Origin of the sequence: Pseudarthrobacter sp. 1C304, assembly GCF_052245515.1 — a bacterium.
Classification (GTDB): Bacteria; Actinomycetota; Actinomycetes; order Actinomycetales; family Micrococcaceae; genus Arthrobacter.
In genome coordinates this window covers 404,581-429,802 of the sequence record NZ_JBQQCH010000001.1, presented here as the reverse complement: position 1 = coordinate 429,802, position 25,222 = coordinate 404,581, and the positions used below count along the sequence as shown (strand labels likewise).

24 protein-coding genes are annotated in these 25,222 nt (G+C 69.7%); 5 read left to right on the top strand and 19 right to left on the bottom strand.

The features are described 5' to 3' along the window. Positions 1-32: 32 nt before the first annotated feature. The 15 genes from ACTWQD_RS02055 to dacB form a co-directional block, all read right to left on the bottom strand. A complete protein-coding gene (locus tag ACTWQD_RS02055; protein WP_443194532.1) occupies positions 33-1,520 on the bottom strand; it encodes a DHA2 family efflux MFS transporter permease subunit in 1,488 nt (495 codons plus the stop codon). A gap of 190 nt (positions 1,521-1,710) precedes the next feature. Beyond that, positions 1,711-2,610, bottom strand: a complete 900-nt coding sequence (gene panC / locus ACTWQD_RS02050) for a pantoate--beta-alanine ligase (RefSeq protein ID WP_443194531.1) — start codon at positions 2,608-2,610, stop codon at positions 1,711-1,713. Between the two features lie 15 nt (positions 2,611-2,625). After that, the gene (locus ACTWQD_RS02045; RefSeq protein WP_443194530.1) at positions 2,626-3,534 is read right to left on the bottom strand and encodes a Rossmann-like and DUF2520 domain-containing protein; all 909 of its coding nucleotides are present in this window, start codon (positions 3,532-3,534) and stop codon (positions 2,626-2,628) included. Further along, a complete protein-coding gene (locus ACTWQD_RS02040) occupies positions 3,527-5,134 on the bottom strand; it encodes a PH domain-containing protein (RefSeq protein ID WP_443194529.1) in 1,608 nt (535 codons plus the stop codon). The genes ACTWQD_RS02045 and ACTWQD_RS02040 overlap by 8 nt, the downstream gene beginning before the upstream one ends. A gap of 37 nt (positions 5,135-5,171) precedes the next feature. Beyond that, a complete protein-coding gene (locus ACTWQD_RS02035; RefSeq protein WP_443194528.1) occupies positions 5,172-5,684 on the bottom strand; it encodes a PH domain-containing protein in 513 nt (170 codons plus the stop codon). Next, positions 5,665-6,186, bottom strand: coding sequence for a DUF3180 domain-containing protein (locus ACTWQD_RS02030; RefSeq protein WP_443194904.1), 522 nt, complete (start codon positions 6,184-6,186; stop codon positions 5,665-5,667). Before ACTWQD_RS02030 ends, ACTWQD_RS02035 begins: the two co-directional genes overlap by 20 nt. Continuing rightward, the gene (folK, locus tag ACTWQD_RS02025; RefSeq protein ID WP_443194527.1) at positions 6,186-6,713 is read right to left on the bottom strand and encodes a 2-amino-4-hydroxy-6-hydroxymethyldihydropteridine diphosphokinase; all 528 of its coding nucleotides are present in this window, start codon (positions 6,711-6,713) and stop codon (positions 6,186-6,188) included. The genes ACTWQD_RS02030 and folK overlap by 1 nt, the downstream gene beginning before the upstream one ends. Then, positions 6,710-7,078: a dihydroneopterin aldolase gene (folB, locus tag ACTWQD_RS02020; protein WP_443194526.1), complete on the bottom strand. Its 369-nt coding sequence runs from the start codon at positions 7,076-7,078 to the stop codon at positions 6,710-6,712. Before folB ends, folK begins: the two co-directional genes overlap by 4 nt. Before the next feature lie 14 nt (positions 7,079-7,092). Beyond that, positions 7,093-8,016 carry a dihydropteroate synthase gene (gene folP / locus ACTWQD_RS02015; protein ID WP_443194525.1) on the bottom strand — a complete coding sequence of 308 codons (924 nt, stop codon included), beginning with the start codon at positions 8,014-8,016 and terminating at the stop codon, positions 7,093-7,095. 11 nt (positions 8,017-8,027) lie between these two features. After that, positions 8,028-8,624, bottom strand: coding sequence for a GTP cyclohydrolase I FolE (gene folE / locus ACTWQD_RS02010; RefSeq protein ID WP_066433082.1), 597 nt, complete (start codon positions 8,622-8,624; stop codon positions 8,028-8,030). Positions 8,625-8,681: 57 nt separating this feature from the next. Next, positions 8,682-10,748 (bottom strand): ATP-dependent zinc metalloprotease FtsH, encoded by a 2,067-nt coding sequence (ftsH, locus tag ACTWQD_RS02005; protein WP_066432442.1) that lies wholly within the window; start codon positions 10,746-10,748, stop codon positions 8,682-8,684. A 234-nt stretch (positions 10,749-10,982) separates the two neighbouring features. Continuing rightward, positions 10,983-11,534, bottom strand: coding sequence for a hypoxanthine phosphoribosyltransferase (gene hpt / locus ACTWQD_RS02000; protein ID WP_443194524.1), 552 nt, complete (start codon positions 11,532-11,534; stop codon positions 10,983-10,985). Positions 11,535-11,563: 29 nt separating this feature from the next. Then, positions 11,564-12,601 (bottom strand): tRNA lysidine(34) synthetase TilS, encoded by a 1,038-nt coding sequence (tilS, locus tag ACTWQD_RS01995; RefSeq protein ID WP_443194903.1) that lies wholly within the window; start codon positions 12,599-12,601, stop codon positions 11,564-11,566. Between the two features lie 104 nt (positions 12,602-12,705). After that, positions 12,706-13,824: a zinc-dependent metalloprotease gene (locus ACTWQD_RS01990; protein WP_443194523.1), complete on the bottom strand. Its 1,119-nt coding sequence runs from the start codon at positions 13,822-13,824 to the stop codon at positions 12,706-12,708. Between the two features lie 88 nt (positions 13,825-13,912). Further along, positions 13,913-15,415 (bottom strand): D-alanyl-D-alanine carboxypeptidase/D-alanyl-D-alanine endopeptidase, encoded by a 1,503-nt coding sequence (gene dacB / locus ACTWQD_RS01985; protein WP_443194522.1) that lies wholly within the window; start codon positions 15,413-15,415, stop codon positions 13,913-13,915. Positions 15,416-15,568: 153 nt separating this feature from the next. On the opposite strand from dacB, the gene ACTWQD_RS01980 reads away from it, so the two are divergent. The 3 genes from ACTWQD_RS01980 to ACTWQD_RS01970 all read left to right on the top strand — a co-directional run bounded on the left by ACTWQD_RS01980 (position 15,569) and on the right by ACTWQD_RS01970 (position 18,264). Beyond that, on the top strand, positions 15,569-16,057 hold the full coding sequence (locus ACTWQD_RS01980; RefSeq protein WP_066432436.1) for an inorganic diphosphatase: 489 nt from the start codon (positions 15,569-15,571) through the stop codon (positions 16,055-16,057). A 125-nt stretch (positions 16,058-16,182) separates the two neighbouring features. Continuing rightward, positions 16,183-17,508, top strand: a complete 1,326-nt coding sequence (locus ACTWQD_RS01975) for a carboxylesterase family protein (protein WP_443194521.1) — start codon at positions 16,183-16,185, stop codon at positions 17,506-17,508. Between the two features lie 3 nt (positions 17,509-17,511). Then, complete coding sequence (locus ACTWQD_RS01970; protein ID WP_443194520.1) at positions 17,512-18,264, top strand: DUF429 domain-containing protein; 753 nt, start codon at positions 17,512-17,514, stop codon at positions 18,262-18,264. 42 nt (positions 18,265-18,306) lie between these two features. Here the strand turns inward: ACTWQD_RS01970 and ACTWQD_RS01965 are convergent, their stop codons facing one another. Then, on the bottom strand, positions 18,307-20,766 hold the full coding sequence (locus ACTWQD_RS01965; RefSeq protein ID WP_443194519.1) for a phosphoketolase family protein: 2,460 nt from the start codon (positions 20,764-20,766) through the stop codon (positions 18,307-18,309). 140 nt (positions 20,767-20,906) lie between these two features. Between ACTWQD_RS01965 and ACTWQD_RS01960 the strand changes: the two genes are divergently transcribed. Further along, positions 20,907-21,506 carry a MarR family transcriptional regulator gene (locus ACTWQD_RS01960; protein WP_066432424.1) on the top strand — a complete coding sequence of 200 codons (600 nt, stop codon included), beginning with the start codon at positions 20,907-20,909 and terminating at the stop codon, positions 21,504-21,506. Positions 21,507-21,540: 34 nt separating this feature from the next. Here ACTWQD_RS01960 and ACTWQD_RS01955 read toward each other — a convergent pair whose 3' ends face one another. Both ACTWQD_RS01955 and serS read right to left on the bottom strand, forming a co-directional pair. Continuing rightward, entirely contained in the window at positions 21,541-22,422 is an 882-nt protein-coding gene (locus tag ACTWQD_RS01955; RefSeq protein ID WP_443194518.1) for an HAD family hydrolase, read from the bottom strand. A 101-nt stretch (positions 22,423-22,523) separates the two neighbouring features. Further along, entirely contained in the window at positions 22,524-23,804 is a 1,281-nt protein-coding gene (serS, locus tag ACTWQD_RS01950) for a serine--tRNA ligase (protein WP_443194517.1), read from the bottom strand. Between the two features lie 89 nt (positions 23,805-23,893). On the opposite strand from serS, the gene ACTWQD_RS01945 reads away from it, so the two are divergent. Further along, positions 23,894-24,958: a diacylglycerol/lipid kinase family protein gene (locus tag ACTWQD_RS01945; protein WP_443194516.1), complete on the top strand. Its 1,065-nt coding sequence runs from the start codon at positions 23,894-23,896 to the stop codon at positions 24,956-24,958. On the opposite strand, the gene ACTWQD_RS01940 is transcribed toward ACTWQD_RS01945, so the two are convergent. Then, complete coding sequence (locus ACTWQD_RS01940) at positions 24,955-25,215, bottom strand: hypothetical protein (RefSeq protein WP_443194515.1); 261 nt, start codon at positions 25,213-25,215, stop codon at positions 24,955-24,957. The two genes, ACTWQD_RS01945 and ACTWQD_RS01940, sit on opposite strands and share 4 nt — an antisense overlap. Positions 25,216-25,222 lie beyond the last annotated feature (7 nt).

The window sequence follows — 25,222 nt, the reverse complement described above, 5'->3', positions numbered from 1 at the left end:
GCCAACTGACCCCGCGTTGCTTTATTTAAGGGTCAGTGGGCTGTGGGACCGGCCGGCTGCTCCACCGCAGCTGTCTTGCGCATCAGGGATGCCAGCACGATGGCCGCGACGGCGATGACGGACGCTGTGAGGAAGGCGGCATGCATTCCCGCGACCATCCCCGAGCCGGCGGCCACGGCCGCGTAGATCGAGACAAGCAGCGCCGTGCCGGCGGCTCCTGCCACCTGCTGCAGCGTGCTCATGATGGCGGAGCCGTGCGAGTACAGGTGCGGCGGCAGCGGGTTCAGCCCGGTGGTGAACGCCGGGGTGAAGATCAACGCCAGCCCCAGGCTGAGGCCCACGTGCAGCGCGACGATCCAGGCGATGGGGGTGCCCTCGTCAAGCCGTGAGAACTGGAACAGGGCCACCGCCATCAGGACCGAGCCGGTGACTGTCAGCGGCAGGGGGCCCACCTTGTCGAAGAGGCGCCCGATGAAGGGGCCCAGCAGGCCCATCGCGAGGCCTCCGGGGAGCAGGGTGAGTCCGGTCTCCAGGGACGTCAGCCCGCGGATCTCCTGAAGGTACAGCGGCAGGAGAATCACGGTGCCAAACAGGGCAATCATGGCCACCACCAGGAGGAGGACGGAGACCGTGAACATCCGGAAGGTGAAGGCCCGCAGGTCAAGCAGGGGCGCCTCGGCTTTCTGCAGCCGCAGCTGGCGCAGGACAAACGCCACCATGGCAATGGCACCGACGGTCAGGGCGGCCACCGCGGGCACGCCGTGGCCGCCGCCGCCCTCGCCGATCTGGCTGAGGCCGTAGACCAGGCCTCCGAAGGCCGGAACCGTCAGCACCACGGACAAGGCGTCAAGCCGGGTTTTTTCCTTTTCGCCGATGTTGGTCAGGAACCGGGCGCCGATGGCGAACGCGGCCACGGCGATGGGCAGCACAAAGACGAAGAGGAAGCGCCAGGAGAAGTGCTCAAGGATCAATCCGGACACCGTGGGGCCCATGGCCGGCGCCACCGAGATGGCGATGCTCACGTTGCCCATCACAAAGCCGCGCCGGGCCACGGGGACCAGCGTCAGAATGGTGGTCATCAGCAGGGGCAGCATGATGGCCGTGCCGCCGGCCTGGACAATCCGGGCGAGGAGGAGCAGCTCGAAGCCCGGGGCCAGCGCCGCGAGCAGCGTGCCGCCGGAGAACAGGCCCATGGCCAGCATAAAGACAGCGCGGGTGGTCAGCCGCTGCAGGATGAAGCCCGTCGTGGGGATCACCACCGCCATGGTGAGCATGAATCCGGTGGACAGCCACTGCACGGTGGGCGCGGTGACGCCCAGGTCCACCATCAGCCGCTGCAGCGCAACGTTCATGATGGTTTCGTTCAGGATCACCACGAACGTGGCCACCAGCAGGGTGGCGATGACGGTGACCGATTCCCGGGACATCTTCGCCGGCGGCGCGGCCGCCCCGGCGGCGGCCTGGGATGGCCCTGCCGGGGCGGGACCGCCGGGGGACTTTGAAGAGACGTCTGTAGACATAAGGGTTCCCTCGGGGAGTTTTTGAAGTGGGGACGGCGAGCGTCGTCGCTACACAACAGATGCCAACCAGCGATGCGCCGCGGTAATTCCCGCCGGCGGAAAACAACGCGGGGTCAGCTACGGTCCGTGGAAGGCCTCAACATGGGCCACATCCGACCCCGCGTTGCTTAAAGAGGGCGGGCCCGCGGGTTCAGGAGTCCAGCGGGACGTTGTCGATCAGCCGGACCGGGCCGACCCTGGCCGCAATGAGCGCCAGGGCCTCGCCGCGGAACGGTGTCTCGCGGCAGTTCTCCGCGAGCGGTTCGAGGGTGCGGGGGTCCACCACCTCGAAGTAGTCCAGGTCCACCAGCGGCTGGGACTCGACCAAAGCCCGGGCGGAATCGAGGTCCAGCGGCTGGCGGGCATTGGCCCTTTCCTCGATGAGCCGGAGCACCCGCGAGAGGACCAGTGCCGCCTCGCGTTCCTCCGCGGAAAGGAACCGGTTGCGGCTGGACAGCGCCAGGCCGTCCGCGGAACGCACGGTAGGCACCGGCACAATCTCCACCGGGAAGTTCAGGTCGGCCACCATGCGCTGGACGAGGGCCAGCTGCTGGGCATCCTTCTGGCCGAAGTACGCCCGGTACGCGGGCACTCCGGTGCCCGCGGCCGCGCCGGGCATCCCGTAGTGCAGCAGCTTGGCCACCACTGTCAGGGCGCCGTCGAAGTGCCCGGGCCGGGACGCGCCCTCCCATTTCTCGGCCATCGGCCCCGCGCTGATCCGGACCCTGGGTTCCCCGCCGGGATAGACCTCGTCCACGTCCGGAGCGAACACCAGGTCCACCCCCGCCGCGTCCAGCAGCGCCAGGTCCGCCTCCAATGTGCGGGGGTAGCGCTCCAGGTCCACGGCCTCACCGAACTGCAAGGGGTTCACGAAGATGCTGGCCACCACCACGTCGTTCTGCCCGACGGCGGTGCGCGCGAGTTCGGCGTGCCCCTCATGCAGGGCGCCCATGGTGGGCACCAGTGCCTGGGAGGAGCCGCCCTTTTCCCTGAGCAGCCGGGCGCTCTCGGCCCGGAGCCGGGCCGCCGTGGTCACGAGTTGGATCGCCAAAGTCAGGGACCTTCCTTAAGGTTGCGGGGGGTTGTGGTCCGGGCCCTCAAGCGCCCGTTCGATGCCCTCGAGCTGCTCTGGCTTGAGCAGCCCGCGGTGTTCCGCCCGGTGGGCCGTCGCCCGGGCCATGGCCAGGTAGGCCTCCAGAATATCGCCGCGGGAGCCGCCGTCGTGTTCCCGCAGCGACTCGGCGTGCGCGGCCACGGTGCCGGCGTCGCCGCGGGCCACCGGCCCGGTCAGGGCCGATTCACCCGAGGCGAGGGCGTTCTCCAGGGTGGCGCGCAGCAGCGGGCCCAGCATGCGTTCGGGGGTCTCGACGCCCACCTCCCGGAGCAGCTGCGACGCCTGCGCCACGAGGGTGACGAGGTGGTTGGAGCCGTGCGCGAGGGCCACGTGGTACAGCACGCGGTCCGCCTCGGCGATGACAACGGGCTCCGCCCCCATCTCCACGACGAGCGCCTGTGCAATGGGCAGCATCGCGGCGTCGGCGGTGACGCCGAAGGTGCAGTCAAGCAGCCGGGTGAGGTCCAGGCTCATGCCGGTGAAGGTCATGGCCGGGTGCAGTGCCAGCGGAATGGCGCCCGCGGCGCGGGCCGGGTGCAGGATTCCGACGCCGAAGCGGCCGGACGTGTGGGCCACAAGCTGGCCGGGCTGCCAGGCGCCAAGCTTCGCCAGACCCTCGACCAGCGGGCCGAGGGCGTCGTCGGGCACGGCGAGGAGCACCAGCTCGGCGCGCTCGACGATGTCCTGCACGTCGAGGACCGGGACGCCGGGCAGCAGGGTTTCCGCGCGTTCGCGGCTTGCATCCGACACCGCGGAGACTCCGATGATGGCGTGCTCCGCGCCGCGCAGCGCCGCCCCCAGGACGGCGCCGACTTTGCCCGCGCCGACGATTCCGATGCCGAGTCGTCCTGGTTTAGCCATGGTGGCGGTTTTCCTGCCTGTCGGGTTCTTCGGGAGGGGTGGTTGCGTCGGGGCGGGCGGGCTCTGCCGGGGGTGCGGGGAACGCCGGGGACCCGGGGCCGGCGGCCAGCGTCCGGACCTGGGCCAGCCACTGCTCGCTGGTCTGGCGTTTGCGGGCGGTGCGGGCCCGGGCCGCCTGCGCGTCCAGCAGCGCCCGCCCCTCATCCAGTCCGGCCTGGACCAGGCGCGGCGTGACCGGCCCGGCCGTGGTGTGCAGCACCAGGTCCGCCACGCGGAAGCGCCGCGCCAGGGGCCCCTGCTCCAGGGCCATGGATTGGGTGCGCTGGTGCGGGACCAGCGCCAGGTGGCGCCACCACCGGCCCGAGCGGATCAGCAGGGCCGTGTCCGTGGCGGTGAAGCCGTTGCGCCGCCAGCCCAGCGGTGCCAGCAGCCGGGCGCGCCGCGGGGTGGTGACGAAGCCGCCGTCGTCCGGGGCCGGGATTCCCGGTGCCGCGGCCGGGCCGGCAAGGCCGCTAATGCCTGCGCGGAAGGTGGCCACCGGGTCCGGGGTGCCGGGATCGGGCAGGACCAGGGAGAGCATGGTGAGGACGTCGGGAAAGGTCCCCACCGGGAGGAGCGTGGTGCGGGAGGTGCCCTCGCCGTCGATTCCGGCCGCGCCGTAGCCGGCGACGTTGACCTGGATGCGGTACCAGCCCAAGGCCCGCCAGAGGGGCGGCTGGCTGATGCGCAGCGCCTGGATCCGGCCCGGGGGGAGGGTCTGGGCCTGCGTGTCGAGCAGCCCGTAGCGCAGCCGGATGCCGTCCGGGGAAATGGCGGCGGTGAAGTTGTAGCCGCGGTTGATGGAGTTCCAGTAGCCGGCCGCGATGCCCAGTAGGGCCGGGATGAGGAAGAGGTAGAAGCTGCGGTTCTCGGTCAGGGCGGAGAGTGCCACCGAAACCGCGCCGCCGAGCACAAGGAAGACGCTTTGTTCGCTCAGCACCAGGGACCCGATGAGGCGCCGCGGCGGGACGGTCAGAACGGCGTGCTCGGGCGCCTCCGGCGGCACCTCACCGCCGCGGGCTGGGTCCGGGACCAGTCCGGCGGCGCTGGCCAGGATCGCCGCGCGGAGCCGGCGGGCTTCATCCATGCGGAGGTAGGAGAGCCGCACCGCCGACTCCCCGGCATCGGCCACCTCGAACTTCAGCTCGGCCAGCCCGAAGATCCTGGCCAGCAGCGGCTGCACAAGGTCAATGGCCTGGACGCGGTCCAGCCGGGCCTGCCGCTGCTGCTTGAAAAGGAAGCCCGTGTTCAGCCGGACGTAGCCGCCGGCCACCTGGTAGCGGGTGAAGTACCAGCTCAGAACGTAGCCGAGGACGGTGAGCACCAGCACCACGCCCCCGCCCAGCACCAGCCACGGCGCCCGGCCCGCGAGCTGCTCATCGATCAGGGGCCCGCCGCGGAGCATGCGCTCGAACGTGTCCCGGAAGAAGAAGAAGGCGATGGCGGCCAGCGCCACCCAGCCGCGCACGAACGGCGAGGCGGGGTGCACGCGCAGCCACCCGGCGTCGGGGGTTCCCGGTCCGGCCCCGGGCGCTGCCTCCGGGACGGCACCCGGGGCCACCGGACCGCCTTCACTGGACGGCCTCACGGCGCAGCCGTCACAGTCCGGCCAGCCGGGCTTCGCCGCGGGCGGAGAGCTGCTCCCGGAGCCGGGCTCCTTCCGCGGCGGGCAGGCCCGGGATTTCCGCGTTGGTGCCGGCGGAGGCCGTGTGCAGTTTCAGCGTGCACAGTCCCAGCCCGCGTTCCACCGGCCCGACGCCGATGTCCACGTACTGCATGCGGCCGTACGGGACCACCAGCGTGCGCTGGAAGAAGATGCCGCGGCGGATGAGCAGGTCATCCTCCCGCTCGGCGTAGCCGATGGCCCGCACCTGGCGGGGAATGAGCACCAGCCGCCACAGGGACAGGACCAGCATGGCGGCCGGAAGGGCAACCGCCAGCCAGAGCGGGTAGGCCGTCCACCAGCCGCCCAGGGTCAGGACCAGCGGCACGCACAGCAGCGCCACGACCACGACGGTGGCCACCGCCCAGCCCACCAGCCGCACCGTGACGTATTTGGGTGAGACGCGCAGCCACGTGATGCCCGGAGGATCAATCGCCTCGGTATGCATACTCGCCTTCCGACTTGGGCTTGCGCGGCTCCGGGCGCCCCGGGGCCGCCTCGCCGTCGCCGTCCTCGGGGGGTATCCGGCAGAACCGCTCCACCATCAGGCCCACGCCCACCATCACCAGGCCGCCGCCGGCCATGGCCAGGGCCGTCCAGGCGAGGGTCTGGTCGCTGCGCAGGTTCCAGAGCTGCAGCTGGTCAAGGAAAATCCCGGCGTGCCAGCCCAGCAGCACGCTGCCCGTGTAGGCACAGGCCTGGGCGAGGACCAGGGTCCAGGCCGCCAGGATGGGGTTGAGCATTTTCTTTTTGTCGCCGTTGCGCCACCGGCGCACCCTGAGACCCAGAATGAGCGTGAGCACCACGATGATGCCCATCGTGATGAGCCCGTTGAGCGGCAGCACCGGGGTGTTGAGGCTGTAGCGGGTGGCCAGCACGGCGGCGACCCAGCCGAGCACCCCGACGGCCCCGCTGATCGCCAGCAGCACCCAGGGGCTGGTCAGCTTCATCATTCCGCAGCCTCGGCCACGCCGTGGAGGTTCTCGAACCCGTCGAAGGGAACCAGGCCGGCAAAGTCGTCCGCCCGGGCGGCGAGGTCGCCGACGCGTTCACCGTCCAGTTCGGCGGCGGGGTCGATCAGCGACCACGGGTACAGGACGAACGCCCGCTGGGCTGCCCGCGGGTGGGGAAGGGTCAGTTCCGGGTCGGAGCTGACCACGTCACCGTAGGTGATGATGTCGACGTCGAGGGTCCGCGGCCCCCAGTGCACCTCGCGGACCCGGAGGTGCTTCTGCTCCACCGCGTGGCAGTGCGCCAGCAGTTCGCGGGGCGTCAGCGTAGTCTCGACGGCGATCACCATGTTGAGGAAGTCCGGCTGGCCGGCCGGTCCGCCGACGGCTTTTGTCTGCACGATCGGCGAGATCGCCAGGAGGCGGACCTCCGGCGGGTCGACGAGGTCCGCGACGGCCGCCGAGAGCGTGTCGCTGCGCTCCCCCAGGTTGCTGCCGAGGGCCAGGACGGCCCGGGTGTAGTTCATGACTGCCCCGCCCGGGTCCGGCGGACGCTGACGGAGACATCGCCGAACTCGACCTCGATCGGGGCCTTTGGTTTGTGCACGGTGATGTCCACGGCGGCGACGGCGAATTTCTGCAGCACGTCCTCGGCGATCCGCACGGCGAGTGCCTCGATCAGGTTCAGCGGCTCCCCCGTGATCCAGCCGCGGATGCATTCGGCCACTTCACCGTAGTGCGCGGTGTCCAGCACGTCGTCGGAGGCGGCGGCGCGGCTGAAGTCCAGGTGCAGGACGGCGTCGACGACGAACGGCTGCCCGTTGCGCCGTTCGAAATCGAACACTCCGTGATGGCCGACGGCGGTGACGCCGCTCAGCGTGATCTGGTCCATGGGCGGGGGGCGGTTCAGCTGTGGCCGGCGGCGGCGGGAGCCATGCGGGCGGCGACTTTGACGGCGTCGAGGCTGGGCCCGACGTCGTGCACGCGGACCGCCCAGACGCCCCGGGAGGCGCTGATGGCGGTCACGGCGGCGGTGGCTGCGTCACGTTCGGCGGGCGGCGCGGCCTTGCCCGCGACGGTCAGGAGGCTGCCGAGGAAGCGTTTGCGGGAGGCAGCCACCAGGACCTTGTGACCCATGGCCTGGAGGACGTCGAGGCGCCGGAGGAGCTCCCAGTTGTGCTCCTCGTTCTTGGAGAAGCCCAGGCCCGGGTCCAGGATGATCTGGTCCGGGGCGGCGCCGGCAGCGTAGAGCTTGTCGCGGACACCGGTGAGTTCGGCGGCCACCTCGTCCGCGACGTTCCCGTACTCGGCCAGGGAATCCATGGTGCTGGCGTTGCCGCGGCGGTGCGTGAGGATGTACGGGGCCTTGCTGCGGGCCACGAGTTCGGCCATTTCCGGCTCCATGGTCAGTCCGGAGACATCGTTGATGATCGCGGCGCCGGCGTCCAGGGCCGCGGCGGCGGTGGCGGCGTGCGTCGTGTCGATGCTGACCAGGGCGCCGGCCTTGACCAGCGCCTGGATCACGGGCAGGACCCGCTGCTGCTCTTCCTCGACGCTCACCTCGGCTGCGCCCGGGCGGGTGGATTCACCGCCGACGTCGATGATGTCCGCTCCGGCGTAGAACATCCGCAGACCGGCGGCGATTGCTGTGTCCGCCGTGGCGTGCCTGCCGCCGTCACTGAAGGAGTCCGGGGTGACGTTGAGGATCCCCATCACGAGCGTGCGGTCCGTGGGGAGATCGGCGAACTTGGCGGCCGGGCGCGACTTGCGCAGCACGGGCAGGGGCGAGGTCGCGGGTCCGGTGCCAGGGGCGGCGGCGAGGGAGTCCATAGTCTGTGTTCTTACCTTCCGATGATGAGGCTCATGGCCTCGGCGCGCGTGGCCGGGTCATGGAGTTGCCCGCGGACCGCGCTGGTGACGGTCTTGGCGCCGGGCTTGCGGATGCCGCGCATGGACATGCAGAGGTGTTCGCATTCGACGACGACAATTGCGCCGCGCGGCTGGAGGTGGGTGACGAGGGCTTCGACGATCTGGGTGGTGAGCCGTTCCTGCACCTGGGGCCGGCGGGCGAACATGTCCACCAGCCGCGCCAGTTTGCTCAGCCCGGTGACCTTGCCGTCGTGCGAGGGAATGTAGCCCACGTGGGCCATCCCGTGGAACGGCACCAGGTGGTGCTCGCAGGTGGAGTAGAACGGGATGTCCTTGACCAGGACCAGTTCCTCGTGGTCCAGGTCGAAGGTGGTGGCGAGGATTTCGGCGGGATCATGGTGGAGTCCGGCGAACATTTCGGTGTAGGCCTTGGCCACCCGCTTGGGGGTGTCCAGAAGGCCACCGCGGTCCGGGTCCTCGCCGATAGCCAGCAGGATCTCGCGGACGGCCGCTTCGATCCGCGCCTGGTCCACGGGGGTGGCGCCGGGGACCGGCCCTCCCGCCGTCAGGGCCTGGCCGGCGGGAGCGTCGTCGTCGTCATTGAAGAAAGAAGTCACGAAAGAAGCCTAGCCGGGATGGCCGTCAGGCCCGAGATCGGTTACACCGCCCTGGAACGGCTCCTGCCCGGGAACGCCCTGCGCGTGCGGCGGGAACGTGTCCAGCGGTTCTTCCAGGCGGGCTTCCTTGGCTTCTTCCTGCGCTTCGCGTTCAGCCTTCTCCTGACGGGATTCCACGGGGCCCACGTTCTGGATGGGGCGGGTCTCCTTGGAGAGCCAGATCTCACGGAAATCGCGCTTGCGGATGTTGGTGAAGACCTGCGCGATTTCCGCCTGGTTCAGCGTTTCGCGCTCCAGCAGTTCGAGGGCCAGCTGGTCCAGGACATCGCGGTTCTCGGTGAGGATCGCGTAGGCCTCGTCGTGGGCGCCCTCGATCAGGCGGCGCACTTCCTCGTCGACGATGTAGGCGATCTGGTCGGAGTAGTTCCGCTCATGGCCGGCGTCGCGGCCCAGGAACGGCTCGCCGCCGCCCTGGCCGAGCCGGACGGCGCCGACCCGTTCGCTCATGCCAAACTCGGTGACCATCTTGCGGGCAATCCCGGTGGCCTTTTCGATGTCGTTGGACGCACCGGTGGACGGGTCGTGGAACACCAGTTCCTCGGCGACGCGCCCGCCCATGGCGTAGGCCATCTGGTCGAGCAGTTCGTTGCGGGTGACGGAGTATTTGTCGTTTTCCGGGACCACCATGGTGTAGCCCAGGGCACGGCCACGGGGCAGGATGGTGATTTTGGTGACCGGTGCGGAGTTCCGCAGCGCCGCGGCCACCAGGGCGTGTCCGCCCTCGTGGTAGGCGGTGACTTTGCGTTCGTGTTCCTTCATCACGCGGCTGCGCTTCTGCGGCCCGGCCATCACACGGTCAATGGCTTCGTCGAGCGCGCGGTCGTCGATCAGGTTCGCGTTGGAACGCGCCGTCAGGAGGGCGGCCTCGTTGAGGACGTTGGCGAGGTCCGCGCCGGTGTAGCCGGGGGTCTTCTTCGCCACCGCCTTCAGGTCGACGTCAGGGGCCATCGGCTTGCCCTTGGCGTGGACCTTGAGGATCTGGTCGCGGCCGATCAGGTCGGGGGCCTCGACGCCGATCTGCCGGTCGAAGCGGCCCGGCCGCAGCAGCGCGGGGTCGAGGACGTCGGGACGGTTGGTGGCGGCGATCAGGATGACGTTGGTCTTGACGTCGAAGCCGTCCATCTCCACCAGGAGCTGGTTGAGGGTCTGCTCGCGTTCGTCATTGCCCCCGCCGATGCCGGCGCCGCGGTGGCGGCCGACGGCGTCGATCTCGTCGACGAAGATGATGGCCGGCGAGTTGGCCTTGGCCTGCTCAAAGAGGTCGCGGACGCGGGACGCGCCGACGCCGACGAACATCTCCACGAAGTCGGAACCGGAGATGGAGAAGAAGGGGACCCCGGCTTCGCCGGCGACGGCGCGGGCAAGGAGGGTCTTGCCGGTGCCGGGAGGGCCGTACAGCAGCACACCCTTGGGGATCTTGGCCCCGACGGCCTGGAATTTCGCGGGTTCCTGGAGGAATTCCTTGATTTCTTCGAGTTCCTCGACGGCCTCGTCCGCACCGGCGACGTCACTGAACGTGACCTGCGGCATGTCCTTGCTGACCATCTTGGCCTTGGACTTGCCGAACTGCATGACCTTGGAGCCGCCGCCCTGCATCCGGGAGAGCAGGAACCAGAAAAGGACACCCAGGAGGAGGACCGGGATCAGGAGGGAGAACAGCCCGGCGAACCAGTTGTTCTCGACCGGCTGGTCGGTGTAGCCGCTCGGGGGACGGGAGTCGGTGACAGCCTTGACCACATCGTCGGCGCGGGCGTTGACGTAGTAGAACTGGATGTTCTTGCCCTTGTCCTGGCCGTCAACCTGCAGGTTTTCCTTCAGGACCAGGTCCACACGGTTTTCCGCGTCGAAGATCTTGGCCTGTTCAACCTTGCCGCCGTCGGTCAGCAGCGCGAGACCCTTGTCGGTGTCGATCCGGGTCGAGCCGCCCGGAGTCAGGGTGGCAAAGGCCAGCAGCAGCATGCCGATGACAACGACAATCCAGATGCCCGGGCCCTTGAAGAAACTCTTAGCTTTCATCTGTTCGGGGCAGGCCCCGTCCCTCCTGGTAGTGCTGCACGGCGGCCGATCTGCGCGCGTGTGGTGCTGCGTCAGGTTCTAGCTATACACCGTCGCAGTAAAGTCACGCACGATCTGGCCCAAAAGTTCCCTGAGGGCGTAGCGCGGCGCGGCAGGCCGGGGCCCGCCCCGCCCGGGCCTGTCCTGCCGGACCTGTTCTGCCGGCCTTGTGCCTGCCGGGGCCCCGGCTGCCGGTTACTCGTAGACGTGCGGGGCCAGGGTGCCGACGAAGTCCAGGTTGCGGTACTTTTCGGCGTAGTCCAGGCCGTAGCCCACCACGAACTCGTTGGGGATGTCGTAGCCGACGTACTTGACGTCAATCTGGACCTTCGCGGCCGTGGGCTTGCGGAACGCGGTGCAGATTTCCACCGACGCGGTGCCGCGGGATTCGAGGTTGGTCTTGAGCCAGGACAGGGTCAGGCCGGAGTCGATGATGTCCTCGACGATCAGCACATCCTTGCCCATGAGGTCGGTGTCGAGGTCCTTGAGGATGCGGACCACGCCGGACGACTGCGTGCCGGAGCCGTAGGACGAGACGGCCATCCAGTCCATGGACACGTGGCTGTGCAGCGCGCGGGCGAGGTCGGCCATGACCATAACAGCGCCCTTGAGCACGCCGACGATCAGCAGATCGCGGCCTTCGTAGTCCTTGTCGATCTCCGCCGCTAGTTCGGTGATCCGTGACTGGATCTGCTCCTTGGAGTACAGAACGTGCTTGAGATCTGCCTGGACGTCGTTTGAATCCACCAATAACTCCTGTGTAGATGCGGGGGCAACTATATGTTGGGCGGTTTTTGAGGCCGGAATACTAGCTTCCCACAGCGGGCCGCTTCACGGGGAACCCCGTCGGGGCCGGACTGCCCCTCGGCCAGGAGCTGCGCGAGCGGGATCCGGTAGGCGCTGACCCCGCCGGGGAGCTCCACGGGACCGGCCGACCCCTGCCGGCGGAGCAGTGCTTCCGCGGCCAGCAGGCGCTGGTAGCTGGGCTGGACGCCTCCGACGGCGGCCGCGGCCTTGGCGATGACGCGGAACCTCACGGCCGGGGCAAGGTCCCGCAGGGCTTCCTCCGGAAGGCTGACAGCAGCGCCGTCCTGTTCCCGCAGCCGGAGATAGGTGCCGTTCGCCACATCGTCGAGGTAGTCCGCGTCCAGCTGCAGGATGGCGGCGGTGCGGGCCAAGGACTCGGCAACGCCGGGGCCCAGCTTTTCCTCCAGCATGGGCAGCACCTCCACCCGCGTGCGGGACCGCGCAAACGAGGGATCCGTGTTGCTGGGGTCGTGCCAGGGGTCCAGGTCTTCGGCGTCGCAGATGGCCAGCGTGTCCGCGCGCCGCAGGCCCAGGAACGGACGCAGCAGACGGCCCCGGACGGGCCGCATTCCGGCCAGGGAACGGGTTCCGGAGCCGCGGGCCAGCCCCAGCAGTACCTGTTCTGCCTGATCGTCCAGGGTGTGGCCGAGCAGGATGGCTCCGGCGCCGGTGTCGTCAGCGGCGGCTTCCAGGGCGGCGTGCCGGGCGTCCCGGGCTGCCGCTTCGGGGCCCATCCCGGTGGCGGCGACGTCCACCGTGCGGACCTGCACGGGCGAGAGCCCCAGTTCCTGCAGGGTGGCCGCGGTGGCGGCGGCCACCGCGGCGGAGCCTGGCTGGAGCTGGTGGTCCACCACCACGGCGCCCACGGAGACGGGCCGGCCGTCAACGTGCCCGCGGCGGGCGAAGTAGGCGGCGACGGCGGCGAGCGCCAGCGAGTCGGGCCCCCCGCTGCAGGCCACCAGGACCCGCTCCGGATAGCCGGCTCCGGCCAGCGCGTCCTGCAACATTTTTCGAGCAGTGCCGACGACGGGCGCCAGCCGCCCGGGCCGGCGCCGGCCGCTGGAAAGGCCGCTGGAGTGTCCGCCGGAAGCGGGGGAAGACGTCACGGGACCTAGTGCCCCATCCGTTCAAGCCAGAGCTTGGAATTGTGGATCTCGGCCTCGCTGGGCAGGTGGTCCGCGGACTCCCAGACCTTGTTGAAGCCCTCCATGCCGGCCACGTCCACCACTTCGCGGACAAACTTGGAGCCGTCGCTGTACTGGCGCATTTTGGCGTCCAGCCCGAGCAGGTTGCGGATGAACTTTTCAACCACGCCGCGGTCCTTCGCCCGGGAGTTGAAGCGCTGCCGGATGGTCTTCACCGACGGGACAATGCTGGCGTCGACGGCGTCCATCACCACGTTGGCGTGCCCCTCGAGCAGGCTCATCAGTGCGGTCAGTCGTGAGATGGCGGCCTTTTCCTCGGGGTTCTGCAGGAGGTCGACGATGGCGCCCCGGCTGGGTGCTGCGCCGGACGCCGTGCGGTCCTTCAGCGATTTCGCCGCGGCGGAGGCCCGCTCCATCAGGGAGTCCATGTTGCCGAGCAACTGGCCGCTGAGGTTTTCGATCTCGTCCAGCATGTGGTGCCGCAGCCAGGGCGCGGCGGCGAACTGCACCCGGTGGGTCTGCTCGTGGAGGCAGACCCAGAGCCGGAAGTCTTCGGGTTCGACGTTGATTTCACGTTCAACGGAGATGATGTTCGGCGCCACGAGCAGCAGGCGTCCGGCGGCAGGGGCGGAGGAGTTCTCGGCGAGCGCGGAGAAGGGATCGTACTGGCCCAGGACCTTGCTGGAGAGGAACGCCAGGATGGCGCCCAGCTGGCTGCCCGTGATGGCGCCGCTGACGCTGGCGGCGCCGGAGTTCAGTGTGTCGCGGCGGCCCTCCAGCATTTTCTCCATGGCCGGCTGGAGCATCACGGCGAAGCTCTGGGTGTTGGCCTTGGACCAGGAGGCCCGGTCCACCACCAGCACCGAGGAATCGCGCAGGTCACGGGCGGCTTCGAGCCCGGTGATGTCATGGACATGCGGCACGGAAATGTCCGCCATGAGCCGCAGGTTGTCCACGGCGGCGCCGATCTCTGCCGCGCCCAGGGTGGGCCCGGCCGGCGTCAGGCGTGCGGCGGTGGAAGCGGCGAGCTCCCAGTTGATGAGTGCTTGGGCTTGGGCTGATGTCTCGCGGGCAGAGGGCTCCATAGGTCCCATCAGATCACAGCGGCCCGGCATTGCGCCTTAAATTCGCCGGGCGGCGAACGCCGGCCGGCTCATCGCAGCCGCCGTCGCGTCAGCGGCAGCCGCAGGCGGCGAGGACGGAGGCGGTGCGGTCCAGCGCAGCCTTGTTCGCCGCCCCCGGGGTCAGGCCGTTGCCAATGAAGGAAAACACCAGGAGCCGGCCGTCGGCGTCCACCACGTAGCCGCTCAGCGAGATCACGGTGTTCAGGGTGCCGGTCTTGGCCCGGACCAGCCCCGCGCCGCGGGCCGAGGCCGCGTCCAGGTAGCGGTCCCCCAGGGTCCCGGTCAGCCCGGCCACCGGGAACCCCGGCAATGCGGCGCGCAGCCGGGTGTCCGCGCCCGAGGTGATGGCCCGCACCACGTCGGCGAGCTGCCGGGCGGAGACCTGGTTGGCGAGCGCCAGCCCGGAAACGTCGGCCGCGCGCAGCGTGCCGGCCGGGATGCCCAGTTCTTCAAGTTGCTGCAGCACCACCGCGACGGCGCCGTCGTTGCTGGCCGGCTTGCCGGCCGCGACGGCGGCCAGGCGGCCGATCACTTCCGTGAGGTAGTTGTCGGAGGTGCGCAGCATCAGGTCCACCTGCTGGCCGACGGTGGCGGACTTGACCTCCGCCAGGACCCGGGCGGCGCCGGTGTCCGGTTCTGCGCCGTCTGCCGTTCCGGCGGGAATCCGCGCGACGCCCGGCGCCACCGTCAGCCCGGCCGTGGCGGCCGCGGCCGCGAGCTCGGCCGAGAACGCCTCGGCGGCGGTCATCGCGGCATCCTGCGGGCGGGGCCCGGTGGTCTGGGCGGGATCGTAGCGGGCCGAGTTCAGTGCGAGCGGGAACAGCGGGGCCACCTCACCGGCGGCGACGTCTTCCAGGCTCCAGGCCGGGTTCAGGGCGGGGCCGGTGAAGAGCGAGTCGTCCAACAGGACCGTCACGGGGACGGACACGCCGTCGTCCTGCAGCGCGCGGACGGTGGCCTGCGCCAGGCTGGCCAGCCCGGCACGGCCCAGGACCGCGCCGGGGACGGATTCGCCGGCGCCCAGGAGCACATCCCCGCCGCCGGTGAGGACCACGGAGCCGGGGGCGGTGCCGGCCACTGCCCGGGTGCTGAAGCGGTGGTCCGGGCCCAGGGTGCTCAGGGCCGCTGCCGCCGTGAGCAGTTTCATGTTGGAGGCGGGGACCCGCGCCGCGTCGCCGGACCGGTCGAAAAGGACTTCCCCGGTGGCGGCGTCCTGCACCACGCCGGTGAAGCTGCCGGCGCCGTCGGTCTTCAGGGTCTCGTTCAGCTGGGCCGCGAGGGCGGCCGGGACCGGGAGGGGAGCGGTGGCGGAGAGCGTTTCGACGCCGTCGACAGTCCCGTCAGGGGTGAGGGCGCCGGGGACCTGGTGCCAGGGCGGGACGGTGTGCTCCGCGCTGGCCGGGGTCCGGGGTCCGAGGAAGGCCGGTGCCACGGCAAAGCCTGCGGGGAGGGCGAGCGCTGCGACCAGCAGGGTCTGGAGCAGCAGCGGCAGGCTCCGCCGCAGCGGCCCGGAGGTTGGTTCCGTGCCTGCGGGGCGGGTTCTGCGTTTCATGCTGCTGCTGGTCCTTTAGTCCTGAAATGTCCCCACTAGTTCCTGAAACCAGGGCCTCTCGCTATATCCTCAATAGTAGTCGGCGGCACCGGCCCTCCTTTTGGTGGATGCCACGGGTGCCGCGAACCCCCTGAATTCGTCAAGGAGCAGTCCATGAAGCATGACGTGACCATCGAGATCCCCAAGGGATCCCGCGTCAAGTACGAAGTCGACCACGAAACGGGCCGCGTCCGCCTGGACCGCGTCCTGTTCACCTCCATGCAGTACCCGACGCACTACGGTTTCTTTGAGAACACCCTGGGTGAGGACGGCGACCCGCTGGACGCCCTGGTGCTGCTGCAGGACTTCGACCTGCACCCCGGCGTCATCGTCGAATCCCGCCCGATCGGCGTGTTCAACATGACGGACGACGGCGGCGGAGACGCCAAGGTGCTGTGCGTTCCGGCCGACGCGCGCTTTGACCACATCAATGAGATCAGCGACGTCAGCGAATTCCTGATCAAGGAAATCGAGCACTTCTTCACCCGTTACAAGGACCTGGAGCCGGGCAAGTGGGTCAAGGCCGAGGGGTGGGGCGACCGCGCCGCCGCCGAGGCCGAGCTCGAAGCCTCCATCAAGCGCTACGTTCCGCACACGCACTAACGTTCCGCACCTCCAACGCGGGGTCACTTCCCGCCCATAAATCCCCTCGGGATGGGCGCGGAGTGACCCCGCGTTGCTGTTTAAGCTCTCAGTGGCGTGTCAGGAATGTGTGAAATCGTTGGTTCATGAACTCCGCCCCTGCCTTTGATCCTCCCTGCGGACCGGTGACCGGATGGCGGGACGGCAACGTGGTCCGCGCCACCGGAATCCCGTACGCGACGGCGGCACGGTTCCGGCCGCCGTCGGCCGCCCCCGACTGGACCGAACCCTTCCCGGCGACGTCCCTGGCGCCCGCATGCCCGCAGGGCCCGGTGCCGTTCCTGGATGACATCCTGGGCACCCGCTACGGGGAGCTTCCCGGCAGCGAAGACTGCCAGCGGCTCTCGGTCACCATGCCGGAGGGCCTGCGCGAGGGCGAGCGGGTGCCGGTGATGGTGTGGCTCCACGGCGGCTCCTACACTTCCGGCTCCGGCGACCTGGCGATCTTTGATCCCCGCGCACTGGTGGCAGAGAACCGCGTGATTGTGGTCTCCGTGACGTACCGCCTGGGCCTGTTCGGCTACCTCGCGACCGGCACGGGCCGGCCGGCCAACCTCGGGCTGCTGGACCAGCTCGAGGCGTTCCGCTGGGTCCAGCGCAACATCGGCGCCTTCGGCGGCGACCCGGGCCGTGTCACGGCCTTCGGGCAGTCCGCCGGGGGCGACGCCGTCGCGCACCTCATGGCCGCCCCCGAGGCCCCTGCCCTGTTCCAGCGCGCCATCATCCAGAGCGCGCCGCTCGGCATTACGCGGGGCCGGGAAAGGATGAGCACCGCGATGGGCATCGCGGCGGAACACGTCACCGAGGACACCCCGGCGATGGAGGTCGTGGCGATCGAGGAGCACGTGTCGCGGGTGGCCCGGAAGTTCGGGCTGGTCGCGGCCATGCCGTTCGGCACCCAGTACGGGCACGCCCCGCTGCCGCCGGAATCCGGCATCGAGGACGCGTGGAATGCCACGGCCCCGGGGATTGAGGTCCTGATCGGGCACACGACCGAGGAGGCCCGGCTGTTCCTGCCGCGGAACCGCTTCATGGGCCGCCTGGCCCGGGTCCCGGTTGCCGGGGCCGTTGCCGTCAGGGCCGTCAACTGGGCCGTGACCGAGGCGGTGTACGGCAGGGCCGCCCGGAAGTTCGCGCGCCGGCACGCCCGGGCGGGCGGCACGGCTTACAGCTACGTGCTCTCCTGGGCGGCGCCGGGCAACGTCTACGGCGCCGCGCACACCGTGGACCTGCCGCTGCTGTTCGGCGACGAGCAGACCTGGTCCGGGGCGGGGCTGCTGGCGGGGGCCAGCTGGGAGGACGTCAATGTCCCCGGCAAGGCGATGCGCGCCCTCTGGGCCCGTTTCGCGTCCGGCGAGGGGCTGGATGACGACGGCGGGATCCCCGGCGCCCTCCGCTACCGCGCGGCCTGAACCATGCGGACCCTCGGGGTGGACCTCGCCGCGGCGGCCAAGAAGACCGCGGCCGCCGTCGTCGAATGGGGCGATGGGGGCGCCCGCCTCGCGCACCTGGACCTCGGCGTCGACGACGCGGAGGTTGTGCGCCTCTTCGGCACCTGCGAGATGACCGGGATCGACTGCCCTGTGGGCTGGCCGGACGCGTTCCTGCCCTTCATCGCCGGGCACCTCGCCGGGGACGCGGACCCGGTGCTGGGTTACGACGGCATCGAGGGCCGGCGGCTGCTCGCCTACCGGGACACCGACCGGTTCGTCACGGCCCGGACCGGCCTGATTCCGCTGAGCGTCTCGGCCGACCGGCTGGCCCACCCGGCCATGCGGTGTGCCGTCATCCAGGCCAAGGTTGCCGCGGAGTTCGGCGCCCAGGCCAGGGACGGCAGCGGCCGGCTGGCGGAGGTCTACCCGGCGGCGTCCCTGAAGTCCTGGGGCCTGCTGGCCCGCGGCTACAAGGGCCGCGGCGGGACCGAGGCGCAGCGGCTGGGCGGCCTCGTCGACGCGCTGCAGCAGGCCGCCCCCTGGCTGGACCTGGCCGGCCACGAGGACCGGCTGGCGGGCTCCGACGACATGTTCGATGCGCTGATCGCCTCCCTCACCGCGCGGGCCGTGGCCCTGGGCGCGACCATCCGCCCGGATGCCGGCCACGCCGGCCCGGCCCGGACCGAGGGCTGGATCCACCTGCCCACCGGCGGGCTGGACGGGCTCCGGCCGTAGCCCGGCCCCGGGGCTGAGCCTTGCTACCGGGGCTGAGCCTTGCTACCGGGGCACTACCTGGCCGAGGGTCCAGCCGCTGATGTCCTCGGAATCCTCGCCGTGGTCCCGGGTGTGGTTGTGTGCCCTGATCCGGTTGTCCTGCAGCGCCTGCCGCAGAAGCGAGTGCTTCTCCGCCAGGCCGGGCACGCGGTCAATCGCGTCGATGGCGAGCTGGAAACGGTCAATCCCGTTGAGCATGGCCATGTCGAACGCCGTGGTGGTGGTGCCCTCCTCCTTGTAGCCGCGGACGTGCAGCCCCTCCTGGTTGGTCCGCCGGTACGCCAGCCGGTGGATCAGGGACGGGTAGCCGTGGTACGCGAAGATGATGGGCTTGTCCGCGGTGAAAATCCCGTCGAAATCGCGCGACGTCAGGCCGTGCGGGTGCTCGCTGGCGTCCTGGAGCCGCATGAGGTCAACCACGTTGACCACGCGGATCTTCAGGCCCGGGGCACCGGCCTTCAACAGTTCCGCCGCGGCCACGGTCTCCACGGTGGGCACATCCCCTGCGCAGGCCAGCACGACGTCGGGTTCCTCGCCGGGGACCTCGGACCCGGCGAACTCCCAGATCCCGAGCCCGCGCTGGCAGTGGTGCGCGGCCTCGGCGGGACCGAGCCAGGTGGGCGAGGGCTGCTTGCCGCTGACCACGATGTTCACATAGTCCCGTGAGGCGAGGCAGTGCTCCATCACGGACAGCAGCGTGTTCGCGTCCGGGGGCAGGTAGACCCGGATGACCTCGGCTTTTTTGTTCACGGCGTGGTCGATGAACCCGGGGTCCTGGTGGGAGAAGCCGTTGTGGTCCTGCTGCCAGACGTGGGAGGACAGCAGGTAGTTGAGCGAGGCCACCGGCTGCCGCCAGGCCAGTTCGCGGTGCACCTTGAGCCACTTGGCGTGCTGGTTGAACATGGAGTCGACGATGTGGATGAACGCCTCGTAGCAGCTGAAGACGCCGTGCCGGCCGGTGAGCAGGTACCCCTCCAGCCAGCCCTGGCACAGGTGTTCGCTGAGGACCTCCATCACCCGTCCGGCGCGGGCCACGTGCTCGTCGAGTTCCTCGATGCGGTACTGCCACACCTTGTCCGTGACCTCGTAGACGTCCTGCAGCCGGTTCGAGGCCGTCTCGTCCGGGCCGAACAGCCGGAACGTCTCGGGGTTCAACCTGATGACATCCCGCAGCCAGGATCCCAGCGTCACCATGGCACTGACCCGCTCGACGCCGGGCTGGGCCACCGGGACGGCATGGTCCGCGTACTCCGGCAGCTTGAGGTCGCGCAGCAGGATGCCGCCGTTGGCGTACGGGGTGGCGCTCATCCGAAGCGCGCCCGCGGGCGCATTCGCCGCGACGTCGGGGCGGAGCCGCCCGGCGTCGTCGAAGAGTTCGCCGGGCCGGTACGATTCGAGCCACTCCCCCAGCTGCGCCAGGTGCTCCGGGTTGGTGCGCACCCCGGACAACGGCACCTGGTGGCTCCGCCACGTCCCCTCGACCTGGAGCCCGTCCACCATCCGGGGCCCGGTCCAGCCTTTCGGCGAGCGCAGCACGATCACCGGCCAGCGCGCGGCGGGGGCATCCCCGGCGGACGCGCCGGAACTGTGGGCGTCGCCCGGTGTTCCCCCGCCGGATGCGTCCCCGTTGCGGCGGGCCGCCTGGATGGTCCGGATGTCGGCGAGGCAGCGGTCCAGGACGGCGGCGAAATCGCGGTGCGCGGCCTCCGTGTCGTCCGGGTCGGCCACGGTCACAAAGTGCGGCTCGTGGCCGTAGCCGCGAAGAAGCTGCTCCAGCTGGGCCTCGGGCATGCGGGCCAGGACCGTGGGGTTGGCGATCTTGTAGCCGTTCAGGTGCAGGATGGGCAGCACGGCGCCGTCGTGCACCGGGTCCAGGAAGTTGTGGGAATGCCAGCTGGCCGCCAGCGGCCCGGTCTCAGCCTCGCCGTCGCCGATCACGACGGCGGTGACCAGGTCCGGGTTGTCGAAGACGGAGCCGTAGGCGTGCGCCAGGGAATAGCCCAGCTCGCCGCCCTCGCTGATGGAGCCCGGGGTTTCCGGGGCCGCGTGGCTGGGGATCCCGCCGGGGTAGGAGAACTGCCGGAAGAGCTCGGCCAGGCCCTGCTCGTCGTCGCCGACGTTGCTGTAGACCTCGGAATAGGTGCCCTCCAGCCAGGCGTTCGCCACCACGGCCGGCCCGCCGTGGCCGGGACCGGCGATGAACAGCATCTCCTGGCTGTCCCGGCGGATGACCCGGTTCAGGTGGGCGTAGACAAAGTTCAGCCCGGGCGTGGTGCCCCAGTGGCCCAGCAGCCTCGACTTGGTGTGGCCGGCGTCCAGGGGTTCGCGCAGCAGCGGGTTGGACCGCAGGTAGATCTGCCCCACGGACAGGTAGTTCGCGGCCCGCCACCAGCGGTCTACGAGGTCCAGTTCCGCGTGGGCGGGCGGGCTTGTGGGCAGGCTTGTGGGCAGGCTACTGGGCAATGGGAGTCCTCGCTTCACGGGGCTGGCTGCGGTGCGCAACCTCCATCGCAACACGTCGCGGGACGGGATACAAGCCCGCCACGGGGTGCCGGATGGGCCTCGTTTGCCAGCCCTTAGCCACCGGGTAGTGTGGTCCCAGAATGTTCACGCTGACCATCAACCAGACCGACAGCCGGCGCGACGGCGACCGCGTGCCGCAGCTCCTCAGGGACCTGCGGCACATCCCGGCGCGCCTCGACTTCGACCGTTCGGTGGAGGATGAGGTCCAGGGCATTGTGGATTTTCCGCATCAGGCCGTCGACGCGGCGATGGTGGCGCTGCGCACGGGCAGCTGGTACGTGGGCATCGGCGTCGGGCCCGTCAACGAGCCCCTGCCGAACCAGATCAAGGACGCCTCCGGACACGGGCTGGTTTACGCCCGCCGGGCCGTGGACCGGCTGCGCAACGGCAAGGACCGGATCCCGGTGGCCGTGGAGGGCCCGCTGGCCGACCTCGCCGCGGAGTCCGAAGCCGTGCTGAGGCTGCTGGGGCACATTGTGCACGACCGGAGCCCGGCGGAATGGCGGGTCCTGGACCTGATGACCCCGGGGGTCCGCGGGCAGCAGAAAGCGGTGGCCGAGGAACTTGGCATCACCACGCAGGCGGTCAGCAAGGCCGTGGCCCGCGCGCAGTGGAACGAGGAACACGCGGCGCGTCCCGCCGCGGCCAGGCTGCTCGGCCTGATCCTCGACGTGCGCTGACCCAGGTTCCGGGCCGCGGGGCCGGAGCGCCCCGCTACAGCAGGAGGCTGCGCAGCACGTGCGCGGCGCCGTCGTCGAACACGGAGTGGGTGACCTCGTCCGCGGCGGCGATGACTTCCTCGGGCGCCTGGCCCATGGCCACACCGCGGGCGGCCCACGTGAGCATCTCGATGTCGTTGCGGCCGTCACCGACGGCCACCGTGCGGTGCGTCTCGATGCTCAGCCGCCCCCGGAGATGCTCCAGCGCGCTGGCCTTCGTAACGCCCTCCGCGGCGATATCCAGCCAGGCCGTCCAGCCCACCGAATAGGTCACGCCGGAAAGCCCGATGTGGTGGATCGCGGCGTTGAAGTCCTCGGGAGTGTTCTCGGCGCTGAAGACCACCACACGGACCGCGGTGGCTTCCAGCATGGTCTGGAAGTCGACGCCGATGGCCTCCACCCCGAAGCTGGCGTCCTGGAAACGCTCGGTGGACAGGAAGTTTCCGTCCGCGTCCTCAAGGGCGTACTTGGCCGTGGGCAGCCGGCGGCGCAGGGCGCGGAGCACGGGTGCGGGATCGAACGTGGCCTTGTGCACGATCTCGTAGCCGTCGCTGAGGCTGGAATCCAGCCGCAGCGTGACGCCGCCGTTGGAGCAGACCGCGTAGCCGTTCTCGATGCCGATGTGCTCGATGATGGGCAGCGTGGCGTTGAGTGAGCGGCCGGTGGCGATGGTGACGTGGTGCCCGGCGGCGACGACGTCCTGGGCGGCTTCGCGGACGGGCACGGACATGTGGCCGTCGTGGTCTACGAGGGTGCCGTCGACGTCGAGCGCGACCATCAGCTTGTGCGCTGCGGCCGTTCCGTTGTTCTGGTTGTTCCGGTTGTTCTCGCGCCGGTCATCGTTGCCGGCGACTGAGGATTCAGTCAATGTTGTCATCCCACAAGTAGAGCAGACACCTCCGACAGCCGCTAGGATCCAGGCCACAGCAGGCCGTGAACCCGGCGTGAACAGTTGTCGACGGGACTAGCCGCGGCGGTTCAGAGGACGGGGAAGACCGTCATGCCCCCGAGGTACTTCTGCAGGGCCGCCGGAATGTTGACGGAGCCGTCCGGGTTCTGGTGGTGCTCCAGGATGGCCACGATCCAGCGGGTGGTGGCCAGGGTGCCGTTCAGCGTGGCGACGGCGCGGGTTCCCTTGGGAGCCCCGTCCTCGCCGAGCACCCGCTCGCGGACGTTCAGCCGGCGTGCCTGGAAGGTGGTGCAGTTGGACGTGGAGGTGAGCTCGCGGTAGGCGCCCTGCGTCGGGACCCAGGCCTCGCAGTCGAACTTCCGGGCGGCGGAGTTGCCGAGGTCGCCGGCGGCGGTGTCGATCACCCGGTAGGGCAGCTCGCACTTGGCCAGCATATCCTCTTCCCAGACCAGCAGCCGGGCGTGCTCGGCAGCGGCCTCCTCAACGGTGGTGTAGATGAACATCTCCACCTTGTTGAACTGGTGGACGCGGATGATGCCGCGGGTGTCCTTGCCGTGTGAACCGGCCTCCCTGCGGTAGCAGGAGCTCTGCCCGGCGTACCGGATGGGCCCCGCGGACAGGTCCAGGATCTCGTCGGCGTGGTAGCCGGCGAGCGCTACCTCGGAGGTGCCCACGAGGTAGAGGTCGTCTTCGGCGAGGCGGTAGATCTCGGCGTCGTGCTTGACGTCGAAACCGGTGCCCTGCATGGTTTCCGGGCGTACCAGCGTGGGGGTGATCATCGGGACGAACCCGGCGTCGATGGCCTGCTCCATGGCCATCTGCAGGAGGGCCATTTCCAGCCGGGCTCCCACACCGCGCAGGAAGTAGAACCGGGACCCGGACACCTTGGCGCCGCGCTCCATGTCGATGGCGCCGATCAGCTCGCCGATTTCCAGGTGGTCCCTGGGCTCGAAGTCGGGGAATTCCCGGGGGGTGCCCACGGTCTTGACCACGATGTAGTCGTCCTCGCCGCCCTCGGGGACGCCGTCCTCGATGAGGTTGGGGATGCCGCGCAGCAGTTCCTCCTGTGCGGCCTGTGCGACGTCGGCCTCGGCGGAGGCGGCCTTGACCTCGCCGGCGAGGACCTTGACCTCGGCCAGCAGGGCCTGCTTCTCCTCGCCCTTGGCCTGCGCCACCTTCTTGCCGAAGGCATTCTGCTCGGCCCTCAGGTTCTCGAAGCGGATCAGGGCAGCACGGCGGGCAGAGTCTGCGGCGATGATCGCGTCCACCACGGACTCATCGGCGCCGCGGGCGCGCTGGCTGGCCCGGAACTTGTCCGGATTTTCGCTGAGGTCTTTTACGTCGATCACGGAACTAGACTATCCAATCCGGGCACCATTACAGGGCAATCCCCTGGCAATCCGGCCACCGGGCACCGGCGGGATAGTGTTGGAGCACAATGCGCGACTGGCTGCTCTACCTCATCATCGCTGGAGTCCTGGCGTTTGCCGTCTCCAGCTGGTGGGGAGTGCGCCGGCTCAAGGCCAAGCACACACGGAGCGCCGCGTGGGAGGAAACCCACAGCCCGGAGCTGGGCCAGCAAAAGGTGGCCGTGGTGATGAACCCGATCAAGTCCCGGTCCGCCGAAGCCCGCCTCCTGATTGAGGATGCGTGCGCCGCGGCTGGCTGGGCGCCGCCGCGCTTTTTCGACACCACCGCCGAGGACCCCGGATTCGTGCAGGCGCGGGCCGCCGTCGACTACGGCGCCGACGTCGTCGTGGTGGGCGGCGGCGACGGCACGGTACGCGTGGTGGCGGATGTCCTGGCGGGCACGGACACCGCCATGGGCCTGATTCCGCTCGGCACCGGAAACCTGCTGGCCCGCAATATCCACCTCGATGTGGGCGACCTGCACGGAAGCGTCCAGACAGCGCTCTTCGGACACCAGCGCTTTATTGATACGGCCAAGATGACCGTGGAGAACTCCCGCACCAACGAGGCGGCCGAGCACACGTTCTTGGTCATTGCCGGTATCGGCATGGACGCCGAAGTGGTGGGCGACACCAACGACGGTCTGAAGAAGGCTGTGGGCTGGCTGGCGTACACCGAGGCGGGCGTGCGGCACCTCCCCGGCCGCCGCAAGAAGGTGTCCATCTCGCTGGACGACCAGCCGGAGCAGAGCCGGAAGATCCGCAGCGTGCTGTTCGCGAACTGCGGGCTGATCCCCGGCGGGATCGACTTCATCCCCCAGGCCATGATCGACGACGGGATGCTCGACGTGGTGGTGATGAGCCCGCGCAGCGCAATCGGGTGGCTCGCGATGTACTGGAAGATCGTGCTCAAACACAAGAGGAACCTGCCGGTGATGACGTACTACCGCTCCGGTAAGGTCACCATCCGCTGCGCTGAGCCGATGGCCACGCAGGTGGACGGCGATCCGTCCGGCGATGCCACTAAAGTCACCGTGCAGGTTGCCCCCGGCTCACTGCTGATCCGGGTCAAGGACGGTTCCGGGCAGGACTAGGCGCTTGCTTCCTTCGGGGCGTCCGGCTTGCCGGCGCCCTTGTCCGCGGCGGTCTTTTCCTCAGCGGACTTTTTCGCCTCGGCGGCGGCCTTGGCGGCGCGCGCCTCGGACTGCTCGCGGATCATCGCCTGCTCCTCTTCGAAGCGCAGCCGGTCCGCACGGTCGGCGTCGTCGCCGTCCCAGTCCTGGTTGTCAGCGGTCGGCTTGGGATTGACAATCATTCCCTGGCCGTCATTTTCAAGGCTGGTGTCTGCCATGACCTGC